Source organism: Muriicola sp. (assembly GCF_041567615.1).
Lineage (GTDB): Bacteria > Bacteroidota > Bacteroidia > Flavobacteriales > Flavobacteriaceae > Muriicola.
The window spans coordinates 1-17825 of record NZ_JBFGBM010000035.1; the positions used below are offsets into that span (position 1 = coordinate 1).

The window sequence follows — 17825 nt, forward strand, 5'->3', positions numbered from 1 at the left end:
TAATGCCTCGATAGGGTTCATTAATATTTAAGGTAAGAACCTCCGAGAACCTCGGTAACGGCATCTTCCGTACCCACACAAAGGGAAATATTCAGATTTAGCACAAAGTGATTCCGGTAGAAATAGGTCTTGCGGCTGCGGTCATAGCTGATCTCGGCCTCAAAATCTTTCAGGTATTCGATGAGATTGTAAATGGAGCGTTCACTGATATTCAGCTTCCTGGCTAATTCGTACGGAGAACCTGTACATTCGTTTTCGATAAGGGAATGAATTTTCTGCAAACGCTCCAATGTCTTAATTGTGTTCATAGGTCTTAGCATTGTACCGGAGAACAGAGAAAAGCTGGCTGAATACAAGTATATAGATTATTTTCTATATTTACAAATAAATTTTATATTTCCTATACCTCCTTTTTTATTGACCTAAATCGATGTTATTGATACTTTTTATTATATTTGATCATATTAAAAATAAAGTAGTGTAGAATATATTCTCGCAATGCTAAAAACCATAGACCGCCTCATTCAGTTTATTCAGCACGCAGGACTCAGCGCGCGACAGTTCGACCTCTCCATAGGGGCCAGCAATGGCTATACCCTCAGGATGAAAAAGAACAGGGCTTCCATCGGCAGTGATGTGATTGAGAACATCTTGCGGATCTATCCCCAGTTAAATGTGGTATGGCTGCTCACAGGTGAAGGCTCGATGCTAAAGGAAGATCGAAGTTCAGTCCCTTTGGATTACGATCAATTGCCTCGTGATAAGCAGCGGGAAATCGAAGAATTGATCGAGAAAAAGATCCGTCAAAAACAACGGGAAGAATTGGAGCGCCTGATGGAGGAGGTCCGCTCCGAACTCAGAAAGTAGAACTACCCATTGGTCAGGTCCAGCCTGGCGGCGATCTCCTTCTCCAGAGCCCTGAGTTTCTGACGATATCCCTTCCCTTTTTTACCTTGCCGGATCCTTTCCAAGGTCTCTCCTGCCTCCTGTGGATATTTTGATTTCATTTCATCAAGCATTTCATCGACCTCCCTGGAGATCTCTTCATATACCGCCATAAACTGGGATCGGTATTTTACAAAGCGTGACACCATGATCACTAGTGCTACATTTAGAACAACCAGTGGAAAGACACGCAGATTGCCAACCGAATCCAACTCCGAGACATCCTGAAAAGCTTCCCAGAACTGGTAGGAATAGATAATAAGGGGAGAGAGGATGGCATAGCGCCACCAATGCGGAGAAGTAATGAACCAAGAAGATAGGATAAAGATAATAACAAGTTTTCTTGAAACAAACCAGACAAACATTGAGAAATCTTTGAATCCAAACGCGCCCAATTTAACACCAAAGAATTCAATGAATGGCAAATTATCAGGTATGAAGTAGGGTAAAAACCAAGAAAAATAAATCATTACAATCATAAAGCAAATTGCAATATCTAATGACATGAAACGTCTGTTAGAATTATAGTTGCTGTTCGCTTTTAAAAATTTATACTTTTTATGAAAAGCATTTTTTAGATATACAGCTTTCCGGAGGTAAATGTAATTTGAGATTCTCTTTCGCTCTTCTTTCAGGTGAAGTACTCTGCTAATTCCATTTTTCACCGATGAATTAACCCATTCCACAATAGATTCAGTAACAATTTTATTTACAACGGCCTTTCTAATTGAAGAGAATCTCCTTCTATCTAAAATCAAAATAAAAATGATTGAAAGTATGGCTATAATTAGAATATTGAATGAAAAAGGAACTACATATAGACTTGGTATCACACCTAAAATAGAGGCTATAGCAAGGCAGTAAAGTGAAATTATTGGCAACAGTAAATACTTATAAAACGATTCACTAGTAAAATATGCAAGACTTATTAAAATGAGTTGAGATGAATAATTCAAAATTGACCATGCCCAGACCTGATTATTTACGAAATCATGCTTTATGTTAAAACCCAAAAATTCAATAGTACTTTCGGTATTACTAAAAATCAGATGAAAATAGTTAAGGAAGGGTAGAAAAATAATTATCACTACCAACAATACTCCTATTTTATATATTTTGTAATAATTCTCCATTACTTTCCTCCGGGTGTATTTTATAACCTTAAATTGAGGAATTTCTCAAATACTCTATTATCGTTCTAAAATAATAAATTCTGAGAAATGCAGAAAATAATCTATACAAAGAAGGAGATTTTTCCAATGATCGGCGGGTTGGTTCAAAAAATACCTGAACGCAGCGTGATCTGCTTCCATGGGCAAATGGGTTCCGGAAAAACGACCCTGATCAAAGGGATCGTAAAACATCTGGGAGGATTTGATAAGGGGAATAGTCCCAGTTTTGGTATCGTGAACGAGTATACCTTTCCTGACGGGCAGTTATTGGGGTACCATTTCGATTTTTACCGACTCAATAACGCAGAGGAAGCCCTGGACCTGGGACTTGAGGATTACCTGAACCAGGACGTATGGATCTTTATCGAATGGCCGGAAAAGGTAGAAGGGCTTTTACCAGAAAATCGCCTAAATATATATCTGGAGAGTTTAGATTCCGAAACTAGACAACTCATTCTCGAAGCAACTTAACAATATATATTACTTCTTAAGTGGTCACTGCAAACCGCAATCAGGATCGATGAAATGCAGATTTCTTCGGTGATTGGTAAATTTTTATCGATAAAATGTATTTTATCTCATTTCTATTCCTTATATTTGAGTTGAAAATGAAATGATTCCTGAATTTTAACTCAGATTACGATGAACACTAAAAAATTCCTATTCGCTATTGCGGCCATCCTTGTACTTGTCGCCTCTGCTTGCACTCCAAACACCGCAGAAGATGATCAAGTCTACGAGCAAGGTGTAGATAAGACGAAGATCATTCTTAAGAACTAATAAGAACTTTTAACTTCATAAATTTTAGGGGCAACCAATAAATTGCCCCTTTTGTCGTTACAGATTTAAATACATCGCTAGTAATGACAGAAAATTTGATTAATTCGAATAAAACTCGTCATCGATTCTTTATCGAGACTATCGGTTTAATTCTGATTGTTCTAACTCCCTTTGTATTCAAAATTCATGACTATCTCCCTCGAGACCCGGACGCAACAATTAATTTTTTGGGGATGTCTTTTGATAGAAATGGGTTTGCCGATTTAAGGACTTATGCTTGGTTTCTACTAAATAAGATTATTCCACTCTATCTTTTAATTATTTGGTTTTTTACCTGCAAACACTGGTGGTATCACATTATTTTGATACCTCTCTGTATGTATGCTTTTCAGGTGTTCGAAGTAGTATATTCTGAAGACAATTTCGTGGATACCGAAAATGTCCTTTGGCTTTTACCTGTTTGTATGATAGTGATTCCCTTCGTGTATTTTGTTAGGATAAAGTTATACGATAAATATGTCCACGGGATCGACCTGGAAGCCATGGAGGCAGAATTGCAGGCTTTTAAGGAGAAAAGCAACCAACCGAGTAAATCTGAAAGGGAATCTATGGCAGATGTCAATCCTGATCATGCGGTAGACCTTTCCGAAAACGTTTCCAAAAGGACGTTGTCCAAACTGGTCAGGGAATTCCGGCATACTTTGAAAAACCTCTTTAACTTTATGTAGGCAGGATTTTCGAACCGCGCAACCTCCTGTTGTTTCCAAATTCTAAGAACTCTTCTGTCAGCCTGTTGCACCCGGTTGTTTCGAGTATTCCCGCAGGTGTTTCCTTTCTGTAAAATTGTTGTATTTTTGAGAGCCGCAGGCCCATCAACCTCCTGCATAGTAACCCTATGAACCAGCCAAGATCCCCCTTCAGCAAACAGGAGCTCATCCCCCAGGAGGAGACCCTGGAGATCCTGAAACAGAAAGGGGAACTCTTTATAGGAATTCCAAAAGAGAACCAGTTCCAGGAGAAACGCATCTGCCTGACCCCCGATGCCGTAAATGCCCTCACCGCCAACGGCCACCGCGTGCTTATCGAATCCGGGGCCGGAGACGCAGCCAACTTTACAGATCTCGACTATACCCAGGCTGGCGCCACCATCTCCAAGGACACCAAAAAAGTATTTTCCTGCCCCCTGCTTTTAAAAGTAGAGCCCCCTACCCTTTCAGAGATTCAGTTCATCAACCCTCAGGCCACGATCATTTCAGCCCTGCAGATCAAGACGCAAACCAAAGCCTATTTTGAAGAGCTGGCCAAAAAACGCATCACAGCCATCGCCTTTGAGTTCATCCGGGACGAGGATGGCAATTATCCCGCCGTACGTTCCCTCAGTGAGATCGCGGGAATCTCCAGTGTGTTGATCGCGGCAGAGGTCCTGGCATCGACCAACCACGGCAACGGACTCATGTTCGGGAACATCACCGGGGTACCTCCCCTGGAGGTCGTGATCCTGGGTGCAGGCACCGTTGGTGAATTTGCGGCCCGTTCTGCCATCGGTCTCGGGGCCAATGTAAAGATCTTTGACAACTCCATCACCAAACTGCGCAATGTTCAGAGCAACCTTCAGCAGATTGTCTATACCTCCACCCTTCAACCCAAAAACCTCTTGAAGTCGCTTAAACGCTGTGATGTGGCCATAGGAGCCATGAGGGGAAGGGATCGTTCTCCTGTGGTCGTTTCCCAGACCATGGTGGAACAGATGAAAAAAGGCTCGGTGGTGATAGATGTCAGCATAGACATGGGCGGGTGTTTCGAGACCAGTGAACTCACCACCCACGACAAACCCCTGGTTGAAAAATTCGGCGTACTCCACTACGGCGTGCCCAACATCCCGGCCCGATATCCCAAGACCGCTTCGGTCTCCATCAGCAATATCTTTACTCCCTATCTCCTCAAGATAGGCGAGGACGGCGGACTCGAAAATTCTTTGAGATTCGACAAAGGGCTGAGAAACGGCCTCTACCTCTACCATGGGATCCTGACCAATAAGACGGTCGGGGATTGGTTTGACCTGAAACACAGTGATATCAATTTCCTAATCTTTTAGCATGGCATTTCTCAAGCGCCTGGGGTACTACATGATCGGGCTGACCATAGGCATCATCTTTCTCGCCTTCTTCCTGAAGAAAAAAACCTCGGAAACAGGAACAGAATTCTGTTACTTTCCCAACTGCAGGGTATTGAAAGAGCTGCGTTCCAAACCGCTGGTGTTCTCAGAAGATACGCAGGAATCGATGCGCGAAGGCTTCGCAGACAGCACTGAACTTGTACTTTTCCTTAGGGAAGGTTCCGTAAAATTCAGTCAGAGTGAAGCCCAGGGCAAACCCTGCCCCTGGTATGTGATCCACTACGAGGTAGACGGCAAAGACGCCTCCTTGCGAGTCACCAACTGTGATTCCCGGGTCACCATCTCCGAATTCAGATTCACAGAAGATTAGATCTTCCTTCTTTTGCGCTCTTTTTTCAGCAGCTCGAGTTCCCGGTTGGTCTGGCCGGCTACGGAAGTGTTCTCCTCTGCCCTGCGGATCAGGTAGGGCATCACGTCTTTTACCGGGCCAAAAGGCAGGTATTTGGAAACATTATACCCCTTGGCCGCCATATTAAAAGTGATGTGGTCGCTCATCCCGAAGAGCTGCCCGAACCAAATCCTGGAATCCTTAGGATCTATGTTGCGCTCCTCCATCAGTCGCATCAGCAGGTACGAACTCTCCTCATTGTGGGTGCCGGCGTATACGGAAATAACGTCCAGGTGGTCAAGGATATAGGAAATGGTCTTGTTGAAGTTCTCGTCTGTTTCTTTTTTACTGGCACAGATCGGGCTTTTATAGCCCATTTCTTCGGCCCGTTCGTTTTCTTTTTCCAGATAGGCACCCCTTACGATCTTGACCCCCACCTTAAATCCTCCCTTTTCAGCCCGGGACACGAGGCCTTTTAAATAATCAAGCCGGTCCCAGCGATACAGCTGTATGGTATTAAATACAACGGCCTTTTTCTTGTTGTATTTCCGCATCATATCCTCCACCAGTTCATCGGCTGCGTCCTGCATCCAGCTTTCCTCCGCATCGATGAGCAGGCTTACATCCAGGTCGAACGCCTTTTTACAGCTCGCCTCGTATCGACCTACTACCCTTCCCCATTCTTCCTGCTCTGCAAGGGTGAGCTTTTTTCCCGCCCCTATCTTTTCATACAGGCGGAAACGGCCGTACCCCGTAGGCTTGAAAACCGCGAAAGGAATGGCCTCCTTTTCCTTTATCAAATCCAGGATCTTTAGGGTCATTGCCAAAGCATCATCCAGCGGGTCTTCCGTATCCTTTCCCTCTATGGAATAGTCGAGAATTGAATACACCCCGGCCTGCCAGAGCTTTTCCACGGTCGGCATACAATCCTTTTCGCTTATGCCTCCACAAAAGTGGTCGAATACCGTGGCCCTAATGAGGCCCTCCACAGGCAGGTTCGTCTTAATGGCAAAGTTGGTCACCGCGGTCCCTATCCTCACCAGGGGTTGATTGGCTATCAGTTTGAACAAAAAATAAGCCCTTTCCAGTTCAGCATCTGATTTCAGGGCGAAAGCGGTTTTTGTGTCCTCGAAAAGCTGAGCCATTGCCGATCTTTTTTTTATGAGCCCAAAGATAATCACTGATAACAATACCAATTGCAGAAAAATTCCCTTTAATTTGCGTCTGAAACCAAACTGAGAACAGGATATTTCATGGATGCGATCATCACAGATGCTTATTCCGTTTATTTCAATGAGGAAGGATACCGTGTACTCAATCAACATCTTAAAAAAGAGAGGTATTCAAAACTTTTTGTTCTGACCGACGAGAATACCCACCGGGACTGCCTCCCGGTCTTCCTGTCTTCCCTGGAGACAAACCTCGAGGTCGAGATCATCGAGATGGAAGCCGGGGAGATCCACAAGACCATAGACACCTGCATGCAGATCTGGCATGCCCTTTCGGAATTGGGAGCCGATCGGAGGAGCCTTCTGATCAACCTTGGCGGTGGCGTGGTCACGGACCTGGGCGGTTTTGTCGCCTCCACCTTCAAGAGGGGGTTCCCGTTCATCAACATTCCCACGAGCCTGCTGGCCATGGTGGATGCCTCCATAGGCGGGAAGACGGGAGTCGATCTCGGAAATCTGAAAAATCAGATCGGGGTGATCCGGCAGCCCGAAATGGTGCTGGTCATCCCCGGGTTTCTGGAAACGCTGGAAAAGCGACAGCTTAACAGTGGGTTTGCTGAAATGCTGAAGCACGGCCTGATCAGCAGCGGAAAATACTGGGGCGACCTCAAGGATGTCAAAGCGAATGATCCCATGGATCCTTATATACATACCTCTGTGATGATCAAGAACCAGATCGTCCTGGAAGACCCGACGGAAAAGGACATGAGGAAGGTCCTCAACTTCGGACATACCCTGGGGCATGCCATAGAATCACATTTCCTTGAGAAAGGAGAAGACAAAGCCCTGTTGCACGGAGAAGCCATAGCCATAGGCATGATCCTGGAAGGCTACCTGTCTCACAGGATCAGCGGACTGGGGCTTCACCAGCTGGAAGATATCAAGAATACCTTCCTGGAGCGATTCAGGAAAGTGAATTTCACCGAAGCCGACAAGCACGCGATCATCGAACTCCTTAAATTCGACAAAAAAAATACCCACGGGACGATCAACTTCGTGTTACTAAAGCGTATAGGGGAGGCCGTGATAGACCAGCAGGTTTCCGAAGATTTATTCATGGAAGCCTTCACATACTACGAAGAATAAGGGTTACATATACTAAAATCCACCGTTTACAACTCTTTCCGTTCCCGGGAAAAAAAATATTCTAGATTAGGTTAGTGATTTTCAATAGCAGACTCACGCTAAATCGACCGACCTATGAAACGAATACTGATCGACCACAAAAAACTGGACGCCATGCTCGCGGCCAGGTTAGTAGCATCCTACCCCGATGGCTACGGAGACGACGATATCATCTCCTTTAAGAACCACAGAGGGGAATACATAGAAGCTGTTGAGCTCAGAACGGAAGATGCCCTGTACCTGGTAAAGATCAGCCAAAGCCTGTCTCATTTTATCGCCAATTATTTCGACAATGATGAAGAGGAAGAGGAAGAAGGCGTAAAACCAGTCTCCGAAGAGCCGGAGCTGGAATTAAACCTGGAATCTGAAATTGAGGGTGATGACCTCGATTGAATTCAGAGATATCGCTCCCTGATAATATTCCTGTGGTGTTTCTGGTGGCCACAGATAATAAACCCCAAAGCGCCTACACTCATGGTGGAGTTGCTGGCCACCCCCCTTCTGTTCAGAATACCTTCTTCAAACGATTCGTAAAGTGCTATGGTCGATCGCCTGATCGCCTTGTACTCCTCAATAATCGATTCCAGACTTCTTTGATTTGCCCCTGATGCAGGGACATATGTGTCCTGGTCGAACCCGGGAAGCGGGGTCTTGTCCTTTCTTGCAAATCGCAAGGCACGGTACTGGAACACCCTTTCGGAATCCAAAACATGAACGAGGACCTCAGCCACCGTCCACTTGCCATCGGCATAACTGTAATTGAGTTTATCAACAGGGATACTCCCCAGAAACTGAGGGTAATTCTCCACCTGCTTCTTCAGGGTCTTCATAAGGTCAACCTCCCCAAGTGCTTCAATATAAGCTTTGTAATAGGGATTGTAGTCCGATGATGATAGCTGGGAGGTCTTCATGTGCAGACTTATAATCTGTAATCAGGAAAATTCGAAAAGCTTAGAGCTCATTAAAAATCGTGTGCATCAGCCTTTTCTTGTCATTGATGCTTTCCTCCAGGGAGATCATGGTTTCCGTTCGGCTGATCCCTTCGATGTCGTCAATCCTGAAAATTATATTCTTGGCGTCATTGGTATCCTTTGCCCGGATCTTGCAAAAGATATTGAACTTTCCTGTGGTAATATGGGCTACTGTGACGTTTGGTATCTGGTTCAGGCGTTCGATCACAAATTTGGTCTGATGGGTTTTTTCAAGAAAGATTCCGACATAGGCGATAAAGGCATACCCCAGTTTTACGTAATCCACTACCAGGGAAGACCCCTGGATGATTCCGGCTTCCTCCATTTTTTTTACTCTGACATGTACCGTCCCGGCAGAGATCAGTAATTTCTTGGCAATATCCGTAAATGGAGTCCTGGTATTGTCAATGAGCATGTCCAGGATCTGGTGATCGATTTCATCCAATTTTACTTTCCCCATAATAACATTATTTGGGGCAAAAATAATCAATTAAGAAAATAAACGTAACAGATAAGCGATTTTTTTGAAAGATACTCAATATTATTCCGGAAATTAACGCTTTCCCTCAGCCAAGAGGGCCATGATCTCCTTGTTGGATCTGAGCTTTTCGAGATCGGCCTGGTCGAAACAATCCAGTTCTAAATGCCCGAAGTATTCGGACAAATGTCCTTCCTTTTCAATCTCCGGCCTGAAGCGGATCGATCCCGAAACGAGTTTTTCCCGGTACAGGATCCCTGCGTCTGATGGAGATGACCGGTCATGCTGAATGGCCTGAGAATTACGAATGAGGATATCGAAGAACTTCTTTTGATTCTCAGGAATCCCTTCATAGCCCTTTGTGGTCTCCTCCATATAACGGCCGCTGAGGATCAGGTCAAGGGCAGCCCAGAGGGCTGTAAATACATACTCCCGAGTCTCTTCCCTCTCGTAATCCCCCGGGAAATGTCCGGCCTCAAATAGAAGGGTCGGGGTGTTGAGCATCTGAAAAGCATCCCCCACGCAATTGGGGTTAAAAGCGTCGTCATACCGGCCTATCTGACCCGGGATCGATTTCTGTAATTCCCTGTTTATCCCTGAAATGATCTTCATCGCAGTGAGACGGCTTGCCGTTACAGAACGGGAAACATCTGCTGCAGGTGACAGGAAGGAAAGGGTCGCCGGTTGGCGTATTGTCCCCGCACTGAAGATCGTCCTTTGGTCGTGTAGGTTAAAACAGAAGTCGGGTTGATGTTTCAGGTACGTCTCATACAGGACGATGCTTTCCGGCTGAGTCCGATGTTGAGCATCCCTGTTGAGGTCGATCCCGGCCGCATTTTCACGGGTATAGGCCGCAGCCCCATCGGGGTTGAGCTGAGGGATGATCACAAGGGTGAGCTTTTGCAACATCTCATGTGCATTTTTGTACCCTAGCCGCATAGCCTGTATAAGATCCAGCACAGCCTTGGTGGTGGTAGATTCATTGCCGTGCATCTGAGACCACATCATGACCTTGACGGGGCCGTAGCCCAGCACGATCTTCTGGATAGGTCTCCCCATGACCGAATCCCCGATTTTTTCCAAATGCACACTTTCTCCCAATACCCCGAGAAAGGGTTGCAGCATTTCCGGACTGAGGTACCGGCCCTTCACCGATCCCTCACGAATCTCAATGTAACCCTGAACTTCCACTGTTCCTAGTCTTTGCGTGTCGTTGTAAAAGTAAGGGTAAATTAAAAACTAATACCATAAGTTTATTTACATTTGTAATTAGATCTTCGCGGATCTTTCGCACAATATATTGACAATTGTAACCAAATGTGAATGCGATCTTAAAAATAGTTTTATATTACTTTATATCAGGTTTTTATATATTATTATCGAAAGTATTATTATAATTATTTAGCATAGTTTTTGATCGTATTTTAAGAAAATTATCGAATAATCGATGGTAATTAGTTTACAATGGTAAACAGTAAGGAATTCATTGCCCGCCTGGAAAAGATCCTGGATTTCTACAATCTTTCAGCGTCAGCTTTCGCGGATAAGATCGGGGTGCAGAGGTCGAGTGTCTCTCATGTGCTGACCGGGCGTAACAAACCAAGTCTTGAATTCGTGATGAAGGTGGTGCGCTCCTACCCCGAGGTGAATCTGTACTGGCTCCTCAATGGCAAGGGTGAATTCCCATCCAGGAACCAGGCCTCCTCTTCTACAGAGTCCAAACAAATTCTGGATACTTCGCAAATCGATAAGGACAGGGTGATCAAAAAGGTACTCATCTTGTATGAAGATGGCAGTTTTGAAGCCTTTGAGAAATAGACTGCAGATTGAACTTAGTTTCTCCCGGGGATGTTGCCCGTAATTATCAGAATTCACTAATTTGCAAACATGTTAAAAAACTTCGTGTTGCTTTGCCTCCTGGGAGGGTTTTCTGCCGCCTGCGGCACTCCTCCAAGGGATTGTACGGCATTTAAGGAAGGAAGGTTTCGCTATACGGCCCTTATAGACGGGGTTGAACAAACAACGATTTTTGAGAGGGCTAATGAGATCGAAATCGATTACTTTGAAGGGAAGGCAGATACCTCCTCTGTTCGATGGATCAACGACTGTGAATTCATCGTCAAGAATTTGAATCCCAAAAACCTCAATGAGCAAAAACCAATCCACATGAAGATCCTGAGTACTACAGACAGTTCTTATACTTTTGAATACGGCTTGGTAGGCAGTGCACAAAAAACCAGGGGCACCGCCGTAAAAATGAATTGATCATGTTCGACATACTCACTAGTCCGGATGCCTGGGTGGCCCTGCTCACCCTCACTTTCCTGGAAATCATACTGGGTATTGACAACATTGTCTTCATCAGCATTGCCGCCAACAAACTCCCTGAAAAAGAACAAAAGAAAGCGACCTTATGGGGGCTGATCCTGGCGATGGTGCAAAGGATCATCCTGCTTTTTGCCGTGTCCTTCCTCATCGGGTTGAAAAATCCGTTCTATTATGTCGAAAGTTCCTGGTTCTCCGCAGGGATTAGCGGGCAGGCCCTGATCCTGCTGCTGGGCGGACTCTTTTTACTGTACAAAAGCACATCAGAAATTCATGAAAAGGTGGAATTGCCGGAACACGATGAGGATGTGCTGGAAGCCAAGAATATCACCAGCCTGAACAGGGCACTTTTCCAGATCCTGATCATAGATTTTATTTTCTCCATAGACTCCATCCTGACGGCGGTAGGGATGACCAGCGGAATAGGCGACAAGCCGGAGGATGCCCTGGTGCTTATGGTCATTGCCGTGGTCATTTCCATCATCATCATGATCGTCTTTGCCAATGCGATCAGGGTATTTATCAACAAGCATCCATCTATGCAGTTGCTCGCCCTGTCATTCCTGATCCTGATCGGGTTTATGCTGATCGCTGAAGCGGCCCACCTGAGCCATGCCCGCTTCTTTGGGTCTGAGATCGGAGCCATCCCAAAAGGCTACCTCTATTTTGCCATTACCTTCTCCCTGCTGGTGGAATTCCTCAATATGAAATACAGGAAGAAAGAGGAATTTATCGAAGACCTGGAAGAAAACCAGGACGCGTCGGCAGAAGATCCTGAGTGCTGAGCAAAGAGCGTCAGAACAACTTGGTCTGACCGTTCTCGCCGTCTTCCTGTTCTTTTTCTTCAGTCTTAGGTGCGGCGCTTTTTTTATCCGGCTTTACATCTTCCTCATCGATGACCTCTATGTCTTCGGCCTTGTTCTTTTTAGGCTCCTCATAAGGCAATGGTTCCAAGGCATTGATCTCCAGTACCTTTTCTTTGGTAAGCTGGTTCCCCATGGCCGTGATCCCCTTGACGGCAATGAATTCATCGAGGTTAACCACCATGTTTTCCTTGCGTTCCTGCCCCCTCTTCTTGGCGAAAACCACCTCGGCCACCGGCCTGTAATCTGTAAAGATCTTCTCCAGGTAGGATTTGGGATGATCCGTGATGATCACTTCTTCCTTATCAGGGTTTTCCACCAGGAAACGCTTTACGTAGAATAATTCCTTTTCTCCTTCCCAGTAGATGGCTGAAAGCGGTTTTTCCGGTTTCCACTTCTCAAGGACGATCATGTCGTCGTCGAATCTCATGATGATATCCGGGATGGCTGTCCTGATCACCCCTTTCTGACTGATGATGAGCAAGCGGTCCTCACTGGTGAACTCACCCAGTAACTCACCCCTACCGTCCACATTGAGACGCTGTATGGTCTCGTCGAACCAGATCTTCCGGGGTTTGAGGGTCGACAGACCTTTTTCTTTTAATTCGATGCGCTTGACCGGATATTTGGTCACAATATTCCCCTTGGAGTTACGTCCTTTGATCAGCACGTCCGCGAAATCGAGGTCCCATTTTAACTTCTTGATACTGCCCGACTGCCTCAGGTTGACGGTCACTACCTCTGCCTCGCCATTGGGGTTGGCTGTGAAGTAGAGTACATCAGACTGGGCTTTGCCATTGGTAAGGTCATATATCTTGTCCCTGGTAACCCCTGTGACGTTAAACCTTTTTACATAACTGGCGCCGCCTCTGCCATCCTTGTAGATCATGTTGTAGATGGTGCGTTTGTCCTTCTTCTTAAAGACCGCCACATGGATGATATTCTTTTCGACAAATGTCTTGGCATCTACCTTGGTGACCATCATATGGCCGCTCTTGGTAAAAATGATGATATCGTCTATATCGCTGCAGTCGGTGACATACTCATCCCGCTTCAGGGAGGTACCCACGAATCCCTCTTCCCGGTTGACGTACAGTTTTGTGTTTCGAATGACCACCTTGGTCGCTTCGATCTCGTCGAAAATCCTGATCTCTGATTTGCGTTCTCGCCCCTGCCCGTACTTTTTCTTCAATTCTTTGAAGTAGTCTATAGCGAAATCCACCAGGTTTGCGAGATACTTTTTGGTCTGAGCGATCTTTTCCTCAAGGCTCTCGATAAGCTGCTGCGCTTTCTCGATGTCGAATTTGGAGATCCTTTTGATCCGGATCTCCGTCAGCCTGACGATATCTTCCTCCGTCACCTCTCTCTTCAAATGCCCGACGTGTGGTTTGAGCCCTTTGTCTATAGCAGCAATCACCCCTTCCCAGGTCTCTTCCTCCTCAATATCACGGTAGATGCGATTTTCGATAAAGATCCGTTCCAGGGAGGCGTAATGCCACTGGTCTTCCAATTCCCCCAACTGGATCTCCAACTCCTCTTTTAGCAATTCCACCGTATGGTCCGTGGATCGCTTCAGCATTTCCTCCACCCCGATAAACAAAGGCTTGTTGTCTTCGATAATACAACCAAGGGGGGAAATGGAGCTCTCACAGGCCGTAAATGCGTAAAGAGCATCGATGGTCTTGTCCGGGGATATCCCCCCGGGAAGGTGAATGAGGATCTCCACATCGGCTGCCGTATTGTCCTCTATTTTTTTAATCTTGATCTTCCCCTTGTCATTGGCCTTCAAGATTGAGTCGATGAGGGATGAGGTGTTGGTCCCAAAGGGGATCTCACTGATCATCAGGGTATTCTTGTCTAGCTGGGAGATCCGCGCCCTGATCCTGATCCGGCCTCCCCTCATCCCGTCATTGTAATTGGTCACATCGATGATCCCGGCCGTGGGAAAATCGGGGAACAACTTGAATTTCTGCCCCTTCAGGTGTTTGATGGAGGCGTCGATCAGTTCATTAAAATTATGAGGGAGAATCTTGGTGGATAAGCCTACCGCGATACCTTCTGCACCCTGGGCCAGGAGCAATGGAAATTTAACGGGCAGGTGCACGGGTTCTTTCTTGCGGCCGTCATAAGAAAGCTGCCATTCGGTAATCTTAGGGCTGAATACCACATCCAGCGCAAACTTTGAAAGACGCGCCTCTATATATCGGGATGCGGCAGCTCCATCTCCGGTAAGGATATTCCCCCAGTTCCCCTGGGTGTCGATCAGCAAATCCTTCTGCCCAATCTGCACCATGGCGTCTCCGATACTGGCATCACCGTGGGGGTGATACTGCATGGTATGCCCCACCACATTGGCCACTTTATTGTAGCGTCCGTCATCCAGCTCTTTCAAGGAATGCATGATCCTCCGCTGAACAGGCTTGAATCCGTCCTCGATGGCCGGTACGGCCCTTTCCAGGATGACATAAGAGGCGTAATCCAGGAACCAGTCCTTATACATCCCGGTGACCCTGGTAAGCGCCTCTTGCTGCCCTTCCCTGCCTTCTTCCTGTTCTAATTGCCCATCTTCATTCTCTTGCATATAAAGAGACTCCTATTTACTTGATTTAGTATTATTCCTGATCTACCAGATCAACTTCAACTTTAAGATTATTGATAATGAATTCCTGTCGGTCCGGGGTGTTTTTCCCCATATAGAACTGCAGGAGTTCTTCGATGGAAAGTGCCTTGTCCAGCATCACGGGTTCCAGCCTGATATCATCGCCTATAAAATGCTTGAATTCATCAGGAGAGATCTCACCCAATCCTTTGAATCGCGTAATCTCCGGTTTACCGGATAACTTTGCAATAGCCTCCTTCTTCTCCTCCTCGCTGTAACAATAGATCGTTTCTTTTTTATTGCGAACCCTGAAAAGAGGGGTTTGTAGGATGTAGAGGTGGTTCTCCTTGATGAGTTCTGGAAAGAACTGCAGGAAAAAAGTGATCAGCAGCAGGCGTATATGCATGCCGTCCACATCGGCATCCGTGGCGATCACGATGTTATTGTACCTGAGATCCTCCATAGACTCCTCTATGTTCAGGGCTGCCTGCAGGAGGTTGAACTCCTCGTTCTCATAGACGATCTTCTTGGACATCCCGTAAGAATTCAAGGGTTTACCCCTCAAGCTGAATACGGCCTGGGTGTTCACATCCCGCGATTTGGTGATAGACCCCGATGCAGAATCCCCTTCCGTGATAAAGAGGGTGCTCTCGAGTCGCCTGTCGCTCTTCATGTCGTCCAGGTGGATGCGGCAATCCCTCAGCTTTTTATTGTGGAGGCTGGCTTTCTTTGCCCGCTCCCGGGCCAGTTTGCGTATACCCGACAACTCCTTTCGCTCCTTTTCGGCCATCATGATCTTCCGCTGGATCTTTTCGGCCGTTTCAGGATTCTTGTGCAGGTAATTGTCGAGCTCACGGCCTATAAAATCGTTCACATAGGTACGTACCGTGGGAAAGTCCCCTCCCATTTCCGTGGAACCCAGCTTGGTCTTGGTCTGACTCTCAAAAACGGGCTCCATCACCTTGATGGAAATAGCCGATATAATGCTCTTGCGAATATCGGAGGCATCGTAATTCTTGCCGTAGAAATCCCGGATGGTCTTTACCAGGGCTTCGCGGAACGCAGCCTGGTGGGTCCCTCCCTGGGTGGTGTGCTGCCCGTTTACAAAGGAATGGTATTCCTCGCTGTACTGTGTTTTACTGTGTGTGATCGCGACCTCAATATCCTCTCCCTTAAGGTGGATGATGGGATACAGCATATCCTCGGCGCTGTTGTTGTCTTCAAGGAGATCCTTAAGACCGTTCTCAGAATGGAATTTCTCCCCGTTAAAGAGGATCGTAAGACCCGGATTCAGATAGACATAATTCTTGAGCATGCGTTCCACATACTCGTTCCGGTACTTGTATTTCTTAAAGATGGATTCGTCTGGGGTGAAGATTACCTTGGTTCCCCTTCTCCGGGAGGTCTCTTCCAAAAAATCCTCGCTGACCAGGTTGCCGAATTCGAAATCGGCCGACTTTGACTTTCCGTCTCGGGTGGATTCTACTCTAAAGAAAGAAGACAGGGCGTTCACCGCTTTGGTACCCACCCCGTTGAGCCCTACGGATTTTTTAAAGGCACGGGTATCGTATTTTCCTCCGGTGTTCATTTTTGAGACCACATCCACCACCTTGCCGAGCGGTATGCCCCTCCCGTAGTCCCTGACGATCACCTTGTCGCCGGGGATGGAGATCTCGATGGTCTTGCCGGCCCCCATGACAAACTCGTCGATGCAGTTATCGATCACCTCCTTGAGTAAAATATAGATCCCATCGTCCTGGGAGGACCCGTCACCCAGTTTGCCGATATACATCCCGGGGCGCATTCGGATGTGCTCCTTCCAGTCAAGAGACCGGATATTCTCCTCTGTGTATTGTGTTTGAGCCATAGCTTTGGGGTATATCCCTGCTAATATAAAATTTCAGTTCAGAAATCAAAATGCACCAAATAGAAAGTAATCAACAATGAAACAGGGACATTGTTAATAGCTAAAACGGGGTTCAGTTCAGGAAATTCGGGAGTCGGAGACCTTTTTCAGACGTTGAAACGGAAGTGCATGACATCCCCGTCCTTCACTATATATTCCTTGCCTTCCACCCTCATTTTTCCGGCTTCCTTTACCTTGATCTCACTTCCAAAGGTAACATAATCCTCGTAAGAAATGACCTCTGCCCTGATGAAGCCTTTTTCGAAATCGGTATGGATCACACCGGCAGCCTGAGGTGCGGTGGCACCCACGGGAATGGTCCAAGCCCGGACCTCCTTCTCTCCTGCCGTAAAATAGGTATGGAGATTGAGCAGGTGGTAGGCCGCTCGTATGAGCTTGGAAGACCCCGGTTCGTCTAATCCCAGGTCTTCCAGGAAGAGTTGCCGCTCCTCATAGGTCTCCAGTTCGGAAATATCGGCCTCTGTTCCCACGGCAAGTACTAGAATCTCTGCATTCTCACCTGCGGTCGCTGCCCGGACCTGCTCTACATAAGCATTCCCGGAGGCGGCAGAAGCCTCATCCACGTTGCATACGTACATCACCGGTTTGTCAGTGATCAGTTGCAGAGGGGTGATGAATTCTTTACGTTCATCAGCACTTAAATCAATGGCTCTAACGGATATACCTGCTTCGAGCTCTTTTTTTACTTTAAGTAATACGGCTTCCTCTTTCACCGCGTCCTTATTCCCTGTTTTAGCCGCGCGCTTGGCCTTGTCGAGTTTCTTCTCAACGCTTTCAAGATCCTTGAGCTGCAGTTCGATGTCAATGGTTTCCTTGTCCCTGATGGGATCTACGGATCCGTCTACATGGACGACGTTGTCATCGTCAAAACAACGCAGAACGTGTAAGATAGCATCCGTCTCCCGGA

The 17825-nt window shown here is 46.4% G+C and carries 19 protein-coding genes; 10 read left to right on the forward strand and 9 right to left on the reverse strand.

Annotated elements, in window-relative coordinates; genetic code table 11:
- Positions 1-20: 20 nt before the first annotated feature.
- Positions 21-308 (reverse strand): HTH domain-containing protein, encoded by a 288-nt coding sequence (locus tag ABYP73_RS03960; RefSeq protein ID WP_372973505.1) that lies wholly within the window; start codon positions 306-308, stop codon positions 21-23.
- 190 nt (positions 309-498) lie between these two features.
- Between ABYP73_RS03960 and ABYP73_RS03965 the strand changes: the two genes are divergently transcribed.
- Positions 499-867 carry a hypothetical protein gene (locus tag ABYP73_RS03965; protein WP_372973506.1) on the forward strand — a complete coding sequence of 123 codons (369 nt, stop codon included), beginning with the start codon at positions 499-501 and terminating at the stop codon, positions 865-867.
- Between the two features lie 2 nt (positions 868-869).
- On the opposite strand, the gene ABYP73_RS03970 is transcribed toward ABYP73_RS03965, so the two are convergent.
- Positions 870-1703: a hypothetical protein gene (locus ABYP73_RS03970; RefSeq protein WP_372973507.1), complete on the reverse strand. Its 834-nt coding sequence runs from the start codon at positions 1701-1703 to the stop codon at positions 870-872.
- Positions 1704-2165: 462 nt separating this feature from the next.
- Here ABYP73_RS03970 and tsaE point away from each other — a divergent pair, with 462 nt between their 5' ends.
- The 4 genes from tsaE (at position 2166) to ABYP73_RS03990 (ending at position 5383) form a co-directional block, all read left to right on the forward strand.
- Positions 2166-2588: a tRNA (adenosine(37)-N6)-threonylcarbamoyltransferase complex ATPase subunit type 1 TsaE gene (gene tsaE / locus ABYP73_RS03975; protein WP_372973508.1), complete on the forward strand. Its 423-nt coding sequence runs from the start codon at positions 2166-2168 to the stop codon at positions 2586-2588.
- Between the two features lie 773 nt (positions 2589-3361).
- On the forward strand, positions 3362-3625 hold the full coding sequence (locus ABYP73_RS03980; protein ID WP_372973509.1) for a hypothetical protein: 264 nt from the start codon (positions 3362-3364) through the stop codon (positions 3623-3625).
- Between the two features lie 167 nt (positions 3626-3792).
- On the forward strand, positions 3793-4992 hold the full coding sequence (locus ABYP73_RS03985) for an alanine dehydrogenase (RefSeq protein ID WP_372973510.1): 1200 nt from the start codon (positions 3793-3795) through the stop codon (positions 4990-4992).
- A gap of 1 nt (position 4993) precedes the next feature.
- Positions 4994-5383, forward strand: a complete 390-nt coding sequence (locus ABYP73_RS03990; protein ID WP_372973511.1) for a DUF4258 domain-containing protein — start codon at positions 4994-4996, stop codon at positions 5381-5383.
- Here the strand turns inward: ABYP73_RS03990 and ABYP73_RS03995 are convergent.
- On the reverse strand, positions 5380-6546 hold the full coding sequence (locus ABYP73_RS03995) for a proline dehydrogenase family protein (RefSeq protein WP_372973512.1): 1167 nt from the start codon (positions 6544-6546) through the stop codon (positions 5380-5382). The two genes, ABYP73_RS03990 and ABYP73_RS03995, sit on opposite strands and share 4 nt — an antisense overlap.
- Before the next feature lie 108 nt (positions 6547-6654).
- Between ABYP73_RS03995 and aroB the strand changes: the two genes are divergently transcribed.
- The gene (aroB, locus tag ABYP73_RS04000; protein WP_372973513.1) at positions 6655-7716 is read left to right on the forward strand and encodes a 3-dehydroquinate synthase; all 1062 of its coding nucleotides are present in this window, start codon (positions 6655-6657) and stop codon (positions 7714-7716) included.
- 114 nt (positions 7717-7830) lie between these two features.
- Positions 7831-8148, forward strand: coding sequence for a hypothetical protein (locus ABYP73_RS04005; protein ID WP_372973514.1), 318 nt, complete (start codon positions 7831-7833; stop codon positions 8146-8148).
- A 2-nt stretch (positions 8149-8150) separates the two neighbouring features.
- On the opposite strand, the gene ABYP73_RS04010 is transcribed toward ABYP73_RS04005, so the two are convergent.
- The 3 genes from ABYP73_RS04010 to ABYP73_RS04020 all read right to left on the reverse strand — a co-directional run bounded on the left by ABYP73_RS04010 (position 8151) and on the right by ABYP73_RS04020 (position 10395).
- Positions 8151-8666 carry a DinB family protein gene (locus tag ABYP73_RS04010; protein WP_372973515.1) on the reverse strand — a complete coding sequence of 172 codons (516 nt, stop codon included), beginning with the start codon at positions 8664-8666 and terminating at the stop codon, positions 8151-8153.
- 40 nt (positions 8667-8706) lie between these two features.
- Positions 8707-9186, reverse strand: a complete 480-nt coding sequence (locus tag ABYP73_RS04015) for an Lrp/AsnC family transcriptional regulator (protein WP_188368832.1) — start codon at positions 9184-9186, stop codon at positions 8707-8709.
- A gap of 93 nt (positions 9187-9279) precedes the next feature.
- Positions 9280-10395, reverse strand: a complete 1116-nt coding sequence (locus ABYP73_RS04020; RefSeq protein WP_372973516.1) for a M14 metallopeptidase family protein — start codon at positions 10393-10395, stop codon at positions 9280-9282.
- Between the two features lie 273 nt (positions 10396-10668).
- Here ABYP73_RS04020 and ABYP73_RS04025 point away from each other — a divergent pair, with 273 nt between their 5' ends.
- The 3 genes from ABYP73_RS04025 to ABYP73_RS04035 all read left to right on the forward strand — a co-directional run bounded on the left by ABYP73_RS04025 (position 10669) and on the right by ABYP73_RS04035 (position 12314).
- Positions 10669-11022: a helix-turn-helix transcriptional regulator gene (locus tag ABYP73_RS04025; protein WP_372945729.1), complete on the forward strand. Its 354-nt coding sequence runs from the start codon at positions 10669-10671 to the stop codon at positions 11020-11022.
- Between the two features lie 69 nt (positions 11023-11091).
- The gene (locus ABYP73_RS04030; RefSeq protein WP_372973517.1) at positions 11092-11469 is read left to right on the forward strand and encodes a DNA topoisomerase IV; all 378 of its coding nucleotides are present in this window, start codon (positions 11092-11094) and stop codon (positions 11467-11469) included.
- Between the two features lie 2 nt (positions 11470-11471).
- Positions 11472-12314 (forward strand): TerC family protein, encoded by an 843-nt coding sequence (locus ABYP73_RS04035; protein WP_372973518.1) that lies wholly within the window; start codon positions 11472-11474, stop codon positions 12312-12314.
- A gap of 10 nt (positions 12315-12324) precedes the next feature.
- On the opposite strand, the gene ABYP73_RS04040 is transcribed toward ABYP73_RS04035, so the two are convergent.
- The 3 genes from ABYP73_RS04040 to ychF form a co-directional block, all read right to left on the reverse strand.
- Positions 12325-14973: a DNA gyrase/topoisomerase IV subunit A gene (locus ABYP73_RS04040; RefSeq protein WP_372945726.1), complete on the reverse strand. Its 2649-nt coding sequence runs from the start codon at positions 14971-14973 to the stop codon at positions 12325-12327.
- Between the two features lie 31 nt (positions 14974-15004).
- Entirely contained in the window at positions 15005-16858 is a 1854-nt protein-coding gene (locus tag ABYP73_RS04045; RefSeq protein ID WP_372973519.1) for a DNA topoisomerase IV subunit B, read from the reverse strand.
- 146 nt (positions 16859-17004) lie between these two features.
- Positions 17005-17825: redox-regulated ATPase YchF (gene ychF, locus ABYP73_RS04050; protein WP_372973520.1), on the reverse strand; the 821-nt coding region annotated here is incomplete at its 5' end.

Bases quoted from the DNA above. Each gene is read 5' to 3' on its own strand.
- ABYP73_RS03960 (WP_372973505.1), bottom strand. From the start codon at position 308: ATGAACACAATTAAGACATTGGAGCGTTTGCAGAAAATTCATTCCCTT.
- ABYP73_RS03965 (WP_372973506.1), top strand. From the start codon at position 499: ATGCTAAAAACCATAGACCGCCTCATTCAGTTTATTCAGCACGCAGGA.
- tsaE (WP_372973508.1), top strand. From the start codon at position 2,166: ATGCAGAAAATAATCTATACAAAGAAGGAGATTTTTCCAATGATCGGC.
- ABYP73_RS03980 (WP_372973509.1), top strand. From the start codon at position 3,362: ATGATAGTGATTCCCTTCGTGTATTTTGTTAGGATAAAGTTATACGAT.
- ABYP73_RS03985 (WP_372973510.1), top strand. From the start codon at position 3,793: ATGAACCAGCCAAGATCCCCCTTCAGCAAACAGGAGCTCATCCCCCAG.
- ABYP73_RS03990 (WP_372973511.1), top strand. From the start codon at position 4,994: ATGGCATTTCTCAAGCGCCTGGGGTACTACATGATCGGGCTGACCATA.
- ABYP73_RS03995 (WP_372973512.1), bottom strand. From the start codon at position 6,546: ATGGCTCAGCTTTTCGAGGACACAAAAACCGCTTTCGCCCTGAAATCA.
- aroB (WP_372973513.1), top strand. From the start codon at position 6,655: ATGGATGCGATCATCACAGATGCTTATTCCGTTTATTTCAATGAGGAA.
- ABYP73_RS04005 (WP_372973514.1), top strand. From the start codon at position 7,831: ATGAAACGAATACTGATCGACCACAAAAAACTGGACGCCATGCTCGCG.
- ABYP73_RS04010 (WP_372973515.1), bottom strand. From the start codon at position 8,666: ATGAAGACCTCCCAGCTATCATCATCGGACTACAATCCCTATTACAAA.
- ABYP73_RS04015 (WP_188368832.1), bottom strand. From the start codon at position 9,186: ATGGGGAAAGTAAAATTGGATGAAATCGATCACCAGATCCTGGACATG.
- ABYP73_RS04025 (WP_372945729.1), top strand. From the start codon at position 10,669: ATGGTAAACAGTAAGGAATTCATTGCCCGCCTGGAAAAGATCCTGGAT.
- ABYP73_RS04030 (WP_372973517.1), top strand. From the start codon at position 11,092: ATGTTAAAAAACTTCGTGTTGCTTTGCCTCCTGGGAGGGTTTTCTGCC.
- ABYP73_RS04035 (WP_372973518.1), top strand. From the start codon at position 11,472: ATGTTCGACATACTCACTAGTCCGGATGCCTGGGTGGCCCTGCTCACC.
- ABYP73_RS04040 (WP_372945726.1), bottom strand. From the start codon at position 14,973: ATGCAAGAGAATGAAGATGGGCAATTAGAACAGGAAGAAGGCAGGGAA.
- ABYP73_RS04045 (WP_372973519.1), bottom strand. From the start codon at position 16,858: ATGGCTCAAACACAATACACAGAGGAGAATATCCGGTCTCTTGACTGG.